Genomic DNA, 9665 nt, shown 5'->3' on the forward strand with positions numbered 1-9665 from the left:
TTATTTTTTAACTATGTATAGTTTTGACATATGTTTCACAATGTTTTTTGTACATTTATACCATAAGTTTGTTTTTACAATTAATTTTTTATCCTATTTTTTATAATATGAAATTGTTTTTTTTCAAAAAAAATGTTATAATTTTAAAATCACATAGTAATATATTATGAGGAGGCTCTTATGATATCTAAACCGGTGTATGCACCACATTATGACTTTTATATTGATCGCTCGAAGAAAACGGATATGTATAGTATGGACTCTTTTCATATGCATAAAAAATATGAGATTTATTACTTATTAGAAGGCTCTAGAAAATACTTTATCGATGACTCTATTTACGTAATAAATCCCGGAAATCTTGTGCTTATTGACGCGGATTCTGTTCACAAGACTGCTAACATGGGTGATATTCCTCATAGCCGTATTGTTTTAAACTTTAGCGGGAGTTTTATTGAAGAATTTTCTTCCGAACTTAAAGATATTGACTTAACTTCTATCTTTAAAACAAAATTTACAGTTTTACCCTTATCTTTTAAATACAAACTGACTATCGAAAACATCTTAGATCGACTTGTAAATCTAGGTAGTCTTGATATAGAAGATGAACAACCTAAATCATTAGGCAAGTCTGAGACCTCTGGTCAAACACCTTATAAAAAAACTTTACTTAAACTTTTACTTTCCGAATTACTTATTACCATTAAAGAATACATAGGTGTTTTAGAGCAAAAAGAGTTTGAATCTCACCAAATCGTTAATAATAAAGTAGATAAAATATTAAAATATATTAGTGCTAACTATAATCAGGACCTTACACTGACTTCTATTGCTGAACAATTTTATATTAGTCCATTTTATTTAAGTAAAATTTTCAAGAAATCTACCAATCTTTCAATTGTAGAGTATATCAACAGTCTTAGAATTAGAGAAGCAAAAGAACTACTTGAGCATACCTCTACTAAGATTTCTGACATAGCAGAAACTGTAGGTTTCTCAAGTAGTTCTCACTTTAGTCGTACTTTTAAACTTGTAACAGGATTATCTCCTCAACAATACAAGAAATTTTACGCTTCTAAATAGTCATCAACGTCTTCTACTAAGAAGGCTTCGCCGATTTGACCATTTACTTTTACATCGCTAAATTGTATTTTTTCTATATTTCTTAGAATAAATCCAGTCTTGGCGATTTTTTCTTGGTCTTCTAACATTTCTGGGAAGTCTGCTACTGCATCTTCTTTGAAATCAATAGAAATATTTTTGAAAGTAAGCGACTTAACTTTTTGTTCCGGTAAGCCATAAATAAAGCCTGCACAAACCTCTGCATCTTTACACTGCATATTTTCAAATTCTAAGCTACCAATTAAAGGTGTACGATCATCTACTGGTAGTTTTTCTTTTGTTCTAACGTACTCTGTTTTACCATCTGGGTCACAGAAGTAGAATGAGTTTAATGTGAATGGCGTAAGAACACCTTCCATTTGAATGTTTTTAACAAAGATTTGATCGATTACAGCAGTATTTCCTCTACCGCGTCTTGTTTTAATACGTAATCCTCTATCTGTTGCCTCAAAGAAACATCTTTCTACGAAGACATTTTTAATACCACCAGACATTTCACTACCAAGAACAACTGCTCCATGACCATATTGCATTAAGCAGTTTCTAATAATAATGTTTTCGCTTGGCTGTCTTCTTTCAACTGGTACACTGATTTTACCAGATTTAATAGCAATACAGTCATCACCTAAAGAGAATTTTACACCAAGAATTTCTACTCCATTACATGATTCTGGATCAATACCATCTGTATTTGGAGAGTTTTTTGGATTATTAAGTGTTATATTAATAAAACGAAGCCCTCTACTTCTTACTGGATGCACTGTCCATGAAGGCGAATTCTTAATTGTAATTCCTTCTACTACAATATCTTTACAGTCAATTAAATTAAGTGTTCTTGGTCTCCAAGCACCTCTTTTAACTTTACAGTCAATCCACCAGTCACCATTTTGACCATTGCCATCAACTGTTCCTGCACCGATGATACGTACATCTTCTACACTAATACCTGTGAGTAAGCTGGCGTAGCAATCTGCTGCGTCACCTTCCCATGAGGCTAAGTAGACGCTGCTATTTTCATCATATTCATTTGCCACTTTACCTGGTAAGATTGGATAGGCATCTCTCTCATGATGTCCTAAAAGAGTAGCACCTTCCATTAATTCAATTGTAATATGGCTTTTTAAGAAAATAGGTGTTGTTCTGTATGTTCCTTCTGGAAATACAATACGTGCACCTTTTGGCGCTGCTGCAATTGCTGTTTGAATTGCCGCTGTATCCATACTTGTTCCATCACCTTTAGCCCCAAAGTCCCTTACATTAAGTAATGCAGATTCTGGAGAAGTCGTTACCTCATGAGTAACTTCTTCTCCAGCTTCTGCTTTAATACTTACTTTGTAAGTTGTATTTGGTTTAAGGTTATGGATTGTATGAATATTAGTTTTAAGTTCACCAATCTCCTCGCCATCTATAAAACATGTATACTTTTTATCAACATAGTGACAAGCTGTATTTTCTAGCTCTATTGTTAGGCTCGTAGAAGTAATATTCGCTACATTCCACATAGTAAGTCTTCCTCCTATTAACCTTTGATACCACTACTTGCAATACCTTCAATGAAGTATCTTTGACAAGCGAAGAATACAACAATTGATGGCGCAAGACCAACAAGTGACATTGCAATAACTTTATTCCAGTCGAATGATCCACCTGTAGCATCCATTGACATTTTAAGAGCAATTGTTAATGGATATTTTTCTACTGAAGAAATGTAGATTAATGGACTCATGAAGTCATTCATTGTCCACATGAATGTGAATAATGCACATGAAATAATAGCTGGTTTAAGTACTGGCATTAAAATTTGAATAAGTGTTTGGAATGAATTACATCCATCGATTTCTGCTGCTTCGTCAAGGTCTTTTGGAACCCCTCTGAAGAATTGGATAAGCATGAATACGAAGAATAATTCAGTTGCAAACAATGCTGGTAATACAAGTGGTGCATATGTATCTAATAAACCAAATGATTTCCACATTAAGTAACTTGGAATTCTTAAGATAATGTTTGGAAGTAACATTGTTCCAATTACACATGAGAAGAATAACTTTTTAAGTGGGAAATTAAATCTAGCAAAACCGTAAGCTGTAAGTGTTGTTGAAATAATTACAAAGATAACTTTTGGAATTACGATTTTGAATGTGTTTAAGAAGTAATGACCCATTGTATATTGTGTACCTGTTTTCCATCCATCAATATATGGTTGGAAATCAAATGATGATGGCCAGAAACCAATTGATGTAAAGATTTCTGAGTTTGATTTAAATGATGCACCAACTAACCAAATAATTGGATAAATCATAACAATAGCAACTAAAATGAGGATGGCATACATACAGCCCATTTTAAATGCGTTTCTTCTTCTTCTTCTTGCTTGACGTTGCATTTCTGCTACACGTCTTTGTTCTACTGTTGCGTGTTGACTTAATTGTTGTGCCATCTTATTCTTCACCTCCGTTGTCACTGTAGTATACCCAGTATTTTGAACTCTTGAATGTAATCATTGTAAATACCATTACAACAATGAATAAGATCCATGACATCGCACTTGCATAACCCATGTTGAAGTATTTGAATGTGTTGTCATAAATAAGCATTGGTAATAAGTAAGTTCCTTTCATTGGGTCCCCACCTGTGATTAAGTAAGGTGCATTGAACTCTTGGAACGCATGAACGAGTTGCATAATAAAGTTGAAGAAAATGATTGGTGTAATCATTGGAATTGTAATTGTGAAGAAGTTTCTAAATGCATTAGATCCATCTACAGAAGCTGCTTCATAAAGCTCACCTGGTACCTCTTTAAGTGCTGATAAGAAGATAACCATTGTTGAACCGAATTCCCATACTCTAAGAAGTACGATTGTAAATAACGCTGGTGTTGCTTGACCAAACCAACTGATTGGTTCCATACCTACAACGCCGAATACTTGGTTAACAAGACCATCTGTTGCAAATAAGAATTTCCAAAGGATAGCGATCGCAACGTTTGAACCTAATATTGATGGAATATAGTAAGCTGTTCTAAAGAAGTTAATGCCTTTTATATTCATATTAAGGATAAATGCAACGAATAATGAGAAAATAAGTTTTAATGGTACTTCCCAAATTACGTATTTAGCTGTTATGCCGAATGCTTTTAAGAAAGTTTTATCTGAGAATAATTTTGTAAAGTTGTCAAAACCAATAAAGTTTGGTGCACTCATTAAACTATAGTCAGTGAAACTTAAATAAAATGCCGCAAGAATTGGGTAAAGTGTAAATACTAGAAAACCGATGAGCCATGGTGTTACATATAAGAGCCCAACGTAATTTTTCTTATTAAATTTGGCTTTCTTGTTCATGAAGTCCTCCCTATAATTTCTATTAAGGGCAAGCATAAACTTGCCCTTATATATTTAACTATTGAACGATACCAGCTAATGTATCTTGTAATTGGCTGTACATAGTAGCAGCAAGTTCTTCTGGTGTTCCTTCACCATAAGATAAGTATTGAATAGCTTCATTGTATACTTCTTTCATAAGAGCATTTTCGAAGTATGGACTCATGATGTTTGCACCACAGTCATTAATTTGTTTTGTACCTTCATAAGCTGCACCTACGAGTTCATCTGAATCAGCTAAAGCTTCTGAAGCAGATTTACTTGATGGAATACCTCTTGTTGTACCAAGTACTTTAGCAGCATCTTGATCATTTAACATGAAGTCTAAGAATAAAGCAGCAGCTGCTGGAGATTTTGTATTAGGTGTGATTGCATACATTAATGAAGGTTTTTTGAACCAACCTACATTTTCAGCACCATCTAACATTAAAAGGTTACCAAGTACTAATTCTTGACCTTTTTCAGCTAAAGCAGCTTCGTATTTACCGATTGAACTACTCCATTCAAGTACACCAGCAACTTTACCTTCTAAGAATGAAGGTGTTTGGTAAAGTGGAGTTGTACCAGCTTCGTTAGATCTTTGTTCTTGTGTTCTAATTACTTTGTTGTCTTCTAAAGATTTATAGAATTCAAGTGCTTCTTGAAGTTCTTCTTGTGTAAATCCGATTTGACCATCTTCTGTGATGAAATCTTTACCTGTTTTTTGTTGCATGTATACTACACATAAGTACCAAGATGGGAAACCACTACCTGTATCAAGGTCAAATGGATAGTATCCTTGATCTGCTGGGAATTTTTCACCTGAAGCAAGTAATTCATCCCAAGTTGTAGGAATTGTAGCTCCTAATTGATCAAATGTAGTTTTGTTGAAGTAAAGACTTCTACCTGTTGTAGATACAGGAATTGCATTAAGGATACCTTTTCTTCTACCGAATGCAAGGTCTTCTTCTGTAAAGTTATCTAATTTGATTAAGTCTCCAAATTGTTCAAGATCCATAAATCCTGTACCATCTTTTGATAAACGGCTTAACCAGTCATAGTTTACTTGAAGTACGTCCGCAGCTGTACCACCTGTCATTTGAGTAGTAATTTTTTCTGCATGACCATCCCAACCGCCGTACTCAGCTTTAACTTTGATGTTAGGATATTTTTCTTGGAATAAGTCGATAGCTGCGAGTGTTGCTGTATGTCTATCGTCTCCACCCCACCAACAGAATCTGATTTCAGCATTGTCTGTTAATACAGAACTTGTGTCAACCGCTTCACTTGCAGCTGGAGTTCCTTCAGCGCCTGTAGAGCCAGCTGGTGTTGATGTGTTACCACCACAACCAACCATAGAGGTTGCTAATAAACATGTTGACATTGCCATTGCTAATGCTTTTTTCATAACTAAATCCTCCTAGTAATTTAAATATTGCACACGTTCGTGCACCTCGAAAATTTAATTTTCAAGTTCATTCAGCTACACCCTGCACTTCCTCTTCGAGGTGTATGCTTTTTATATATACATAGTGATCCCTTCTAGTACTTTTCTAGAAAACATCTATGTAGCTGACTTTTTCCAACATTCGGCACTAAGCTAAATAATTTTTATATTTCTACCGTGTACCTCAAATTAATTTATATTTTAAATTATATAGTTTTTTTCACAAAGTACCATACTAAAACTTGTTCTCTTTGCTACTTTTTTTACATATGTTGCTATGAGTTGATATTTTTTATAGTAATTTTATACAACTCCTATCTTATTAAGTTATAATAATCTCGTTAAATCACATACTAGGAGGTTTAGAAAAATGATAGTTTCACACGAAGAAAGCGCTGATTATCAAAGCATTCAGGCTGCTATTGATAGTATTCCAGAGAACAATACGGTACCTATAACAATTTTTATCAAACCTGGTGTTTATAACGAAAAGTTACATATTACAAAACCTTTTATAACACTTGTTGGTGAAAGTGCTAAAAACACTATTATTTCATATGGAGATTATGCTAAAAAGCTATTTCCTACTGGGCAGACTTATGGCACCTTTAACTCTTATACAGCTTTTATTGGTGCAAATGATTTTACAGCAAAAAATATCACATTTGAAAATACTGCAGGTATAGGCGACAAAGTCGGACAAGCTATTGCAGCCTATGTCGACTGCGATCGTGCCGCCTTTATCAACTGCCACTTCTTAGGTTATCAAGATACATTATTTACAGGACCACTCCCTCCTGCACCGCTTACACCAGGCTCCTTTAAAGGTCCTAGAGAAAATGCACCACGTATTAATGGTCGTCAATATTATGAAAACTGCTTCATTAAAGGTGATATTGATTTCATCTTTGGCTCAGCTACGGCCTTTTTCTATAAATGTGAAATCTTCTCTAACAATCTTGGCAAAAAAATAAACGGTTACATCACAGCCCCTTCTACAGCTGAAGGCCAAGAATATGGTTATGTCTTTGATTCTTGTCGCCTTACAAGTGATGCACCAGATGAAACGGTTTATTTAGGCCGACCTTGGAGACATTTTGCCAAATCAGTTTTCTTAAATTGTGAAATTGGCCCACATATTATAAGAGAAGGTTGGCATGACTGGGATAAAATAGATAGCCATACAACAACTTTCTTTGCCGAAGGTAATAATACAGGTAGTGGCAGCAATCTTACCTATAGACCAGATTGGATACATACGCTAACTACTGTTGATTTTACTTATTATAGCCGTGAAAAAGTGCTTCATGGCTTAGATCATTGGATCCCTTGGGAATAATCTTATTTAATTCCTCAAAATAAAAGTTCAATTTCTCAAAAATAAAAGGAGGTATCGTGAGACCATTCATGGCCTCACGATACCTCCTTTTAGTAAATCTTATCTTTTACAAACTCGAACTTAATTATATAGACATTTTGCATATATGCATTTTCACCAGTTTTTTCTTATCCATTTATATTATCTTGTCCATTGATTTTTTTAGTTTTATCTTTGTAATCTTTCAAATTATATATAGAGAAATTTAAACTTCTTAATATTCCTTTTCTTTTTTATATAAAATCTTATTTTTTTTCATTTCTCGCTCATGAATAAGCTGATTAAGTTGTACATCATAGGTAAGGTCTACTATAAGCCATTCATTTGTATTTTCATCATATATTTCATTCCAGCTATGATAGCCTATAGCATTTAAACTATATCCCGTCACAAGTTTAGTGGGCACCCCTGTACTTCTTAGCATCGCGCCATATAATGTTGAAAAATCATAGCAAATACCACTTTTAGTTTTTAATATACTATCCACTTCTGGAATATAGTTATAAGCTAACTTTTGAATTTTATCCTCATCATAATTAAAGTTAGATACAATATATGTATATATACTTATAGCTTTTTCCATATTGGTTTTCTTATCCCTTGTAAGTACCTTAGCCAGCTTAATTGCCTCATCTTCTTCATTCCAATTTACATTTTGAACAGCATTCAAATACACTATCTGCTCATTAATATCCCCTAATTGAAATGTCTTACTGGTCAGCTTTTTATATTTACTTTCAGTAGTATTTTCATATACACCTACAGTATACTGACCGCTACCCAACTGTAATGGAAAAGTCTCCACTCTTCCATCTGCTGTTAAATTATAGGTGTATTGTTTATCATTATTTTTTACAATAACTTTAATCTTTTTATCACTTTGATAACTAATCCTTACAATCCCCTGACTTACATACCTGATATCTATATGAGGTAATTCCTTTCCATAAGCCATCGTACACATAAGGAGCATTAGTATTACCATTATAAATATCGGCTTGTGTTTCATTTAATCTCCACACCCATTCTTTTAATTTAGACGCTTCGCATGCACTACCAATCGTTTTCCACTACCTTCGCATGTCGATAAAGTAAGTATTTTATCTTCCTTAGTAATGACTTGATTTGTTTGTACACTAGATAATGCTTTAACTTGCTTTGAAAACTTTTCAAATTCCCATACATTATCATATGCAATCTTACGATATTCAAAATCTGGATCTGTTACATAAACTGCAAAAATCTCATATATTAAAGTATCGTCATTTCTATTTACATAAATTATATTATTTTCAAGAATAAATGCTTCCTTCTTAAATTTTTTTAGTTCAGCAAACATACTTCCGTCTTTCATGTTATGCCCATAAAGAATCGTATTTTTGTCTTCAAAACTACTGCTATTTCTATAATCCATATAAATGCTGCCACCCTTGCTAGGCGTCTTATCAAAAGAATGACTAAGATAATAAGTATTATCATCTGCCTGTAAAATAGGATAATTAATATTAGTTCCAGAAACCTTTATCCACCCTATAATATCTTCATTAACACTTTTCATCTCCGATAATATCGATTTTCCCTCATCGACTTTAACATCACTTGCTAAATTGGCTCTAAGTATTTCATAACGCTGCTTTTGAGAAAAGCTACTTTTCAAATAAGCTCCTATGCTAAAAAAATCATACACTACAATTCCTATGCAAATTAGACTTATCCCTTTTTTAACAAAATATTTGATAATAAACTACCTACTTGTATCTTTCTTCTTATAAATTAAACTTAAGCCAAATAAGGCTGCTACAAGCGTTATGATTTGCCAAAATAGTCCCCTATCACCTGTCTGTGGGTTGTCTGTTTTTTCTGTTACCTTATCAGACTTATTATTTTCTTCAGAACTACTTATTTCTCCACTATTATCTGTTAAGGATTCATCCACTCCAGGCGCATCTGTATTTTCCTGATGTTCTTCATCTATTTCATTGCCATTTGATGTGTCACCAGGTATTTCCGGATTAATAGGTCCACTAGGTACTTCTTCATCTGGAATCTCTATTTCATCATCTGGCATTTCAGGTGTTGTTATACTGTCATCTATATCTGTACCCGTTCCTGGCAATGTTTCATCTGGTATCTCTATTTCATCCTCATCATCACTAGGTATTTCTGGTATCCCCGGATTAATAGGTCCCGCTGGTAAATCCTCATCCGGAATCTCTACCTCATCTTCTGGAGTTTCTGAATCTTCCCCTGGTATACTTGGCTTATCCGGTTCTTCTGTTCCTTCCCCTGGTATACTTGGCTTATCCGGTTCTTCTGTTCCTTCCCCTGGTACACTTGGCTTATCCGGTTCTTCTGTTCCTTC

Annotated in this window: 8 protein-coding genes and 1 pseudogene; 2 read left to right on the forward strand and 7 right to left on the reverse strand. The window is 33.9% G+C overall.

Annotated elements, in window-relative coordinates; translation table 11 throughout:
* Nucleotides 1–180: 180 nt before the first annotated feature.
* The gene (locus AC1VAQ_RS20265; protein ID WP_302598707.1) at nt 181–1083 is read left to right on the forward strand and encodes an AraC family transcriptional regulator; all 903 of its coding nucleotides are present in this window, start codon (nt 181–183) and stop codon (nt 1081–1083) included.
* Here AC1VAQ_RS20265 and AC1VAQ_RS20270 read toward each other — a convergent pair.
* Genes AC1VAQ_RS20270 through AC1VAQ_RS20285 form a run of 4 tightly spaced genes read right to left on the reverse strand, consistent with a single transcriptional unit; the run spans nt 1068 to nt 5886 of the window.
* The gene (locus tag AC1VAQ_RS20270; RefSeq protein ID WP_302598706.1) at nt 1068–2624 is read right to left on the reverse strand and encodes a glycoside hydrolase family 28 protein; all 1557 of its coding nucleotides are present in this window, start codon (nt 2622–2624) and stop codon (nt 1068–1070) included. The two genes, AC1VAQ_RS20265 and AC1VAQ_RS20270, sit on opposite strands and share 16 nt — an antisense overlap.
* Nucleotides 2625–2641: 17 nt before the next feature.
* Nucleotides 2642–3505, reverse strand: coding sequence for a carbohydrate ABC transporter permease (locus AC1VAQ_RS20275; protein WP_334306960.1), 864 nt, complete (start codon nt 3503–3505; stop codon nt 2642–2644).
* Nucleotides 3506–3560: 55 nt separating this feature from the next.
* On the reverse strand, nt 3561–4460 hold the full coding sequence (locus AC1VAQ_RS20280; RefSeq protein WP_302598704.1) for a carbohydrate ABC transporter permease: 900 nt from the start codon (nt 4458–4460) through the stop codon (nt 3561–3563).
* Between the two features lie 58 nt (nt 4461–4518).
* A complete protein-coding gene (locus AC1VAQ_RS20285) occupies nt 4519–5886 on the reverse strand; it encodes an ABC transporter substrate-binding protein (protein ID WP_302598703.1) in 1368 nt (455 codons plus the stop codon).
* 409 nt (nt 5887–6295) lie between these two features.
* Here AC1VAQ_RS20285 and AC1VAQ_RS20290 point away from each other — a divergent pair, with 409 nt between their 5' ends.
* The gene (locus AC1VAQ_RS20290; RefSeq protein ID WP_302598702.1) at nt 6296–7264 is read left to right on the forward strand and encodes a pectinesterase family protein; all 969 of its coding nucleotides are present in this window, start codon (nt 6296–6298) and stop codon (nt 7262–7264) included.
* Between the two features lie 253 nt (nt 7265–7517).
* Here AC1VAQ_RS20290 and AC1VAQ_RS20295 read toward each other — a convergent pair whose 3' ends face one another.
* The 3 genes and pseudogenes from AC1VAQ_RS20295 to AC1VAQ_RS20305 form a co-directional block, all read right to left on the reverse strand.
* The gene (locus tag AC1VAQ_RS20295; protein ID WP_479904465.1) at nt 7518–8258 is read right to left on the reverse strand and encodes a transglutaminase-like domain-containing protein; all 741 of its coding nucleotides are present in this window, start codon (nt 8256–8258) and stop codon (nt 7518–7520) included.
* A 75-nt stretch (nt 8259–8333) separates the two neighbouring features.
* Nucleotides 8334–9044, reverse strand: a complete 711-nt coding sequence (gene srtB / locus AC1VAQ_RS20300) for a class B sortase (RefSeq protein WP_479904466.1) — start codon at nt 9042–9044, stop codon at nt 8334–8336.
* A gap of 3 nt (nt 9045–9047) precedes the next feature.
* Nucleotides 9048–9665 (reverse strand): annotated as a pseudogene (locus tag AC1VAQ_RS20305) (hypothetical protein); the annotation flags it as partial.

It is taken from the genome of Cellulosilyticum sp., from assembly GCF_982396655.1.

Coding starts and splice junctions, on each gene's coding strand:
- AC1VAQ_RS20265 (WP_302598707.1), top strand. CDS start 181: ATGATATCTAAACCGGTGTATGCACCACATTATGACTTTTATATTGAT.
- AC1VAQ_RS20270 (WP_302598706.1), bottom strand. CDS start 2,624: ATGTGGAATGTAGCGAATATTACTTCTACGAGCCTAACAATAGAGCTA.
- AC1VAQ_RS20275 (WP_334306960.1), bottom strand. CDS start 3,505: ATGCAACGTCAAGCAAGAAGAAGAAGAAGAAACGCATTTAAAATGGGC.
- AC1VAQ_RS20280 (WP_302598704.1), bottom strand. CDS start 4,460: ATGAACAAGAAAGCCAAATTTAATAAGAAAAATTACGTTGGGCTCTTA.
- AC1VAQ_RS20285 (WP_302598703.1), bottom strand. CDS start 5,886: ATGAAAAAAGCATTAGCAATGGCAATGTCAACATGTTTATTAGCAACC.
- AC1VAQ_RS20290 (WP_302598702.1), top strand. CDS start 6,296: ATGATAGTTTCACACGAAGAAAGCGCTGATTATCAAAGCATTCAGGCT.
- AC1VAQ_RS20295 (WP_479904465.1), bottom strand. CDS start 8,258: ATGGCTTATGGAAAGGAATTACCTCATATAGATATCAGGTATGTAAGT.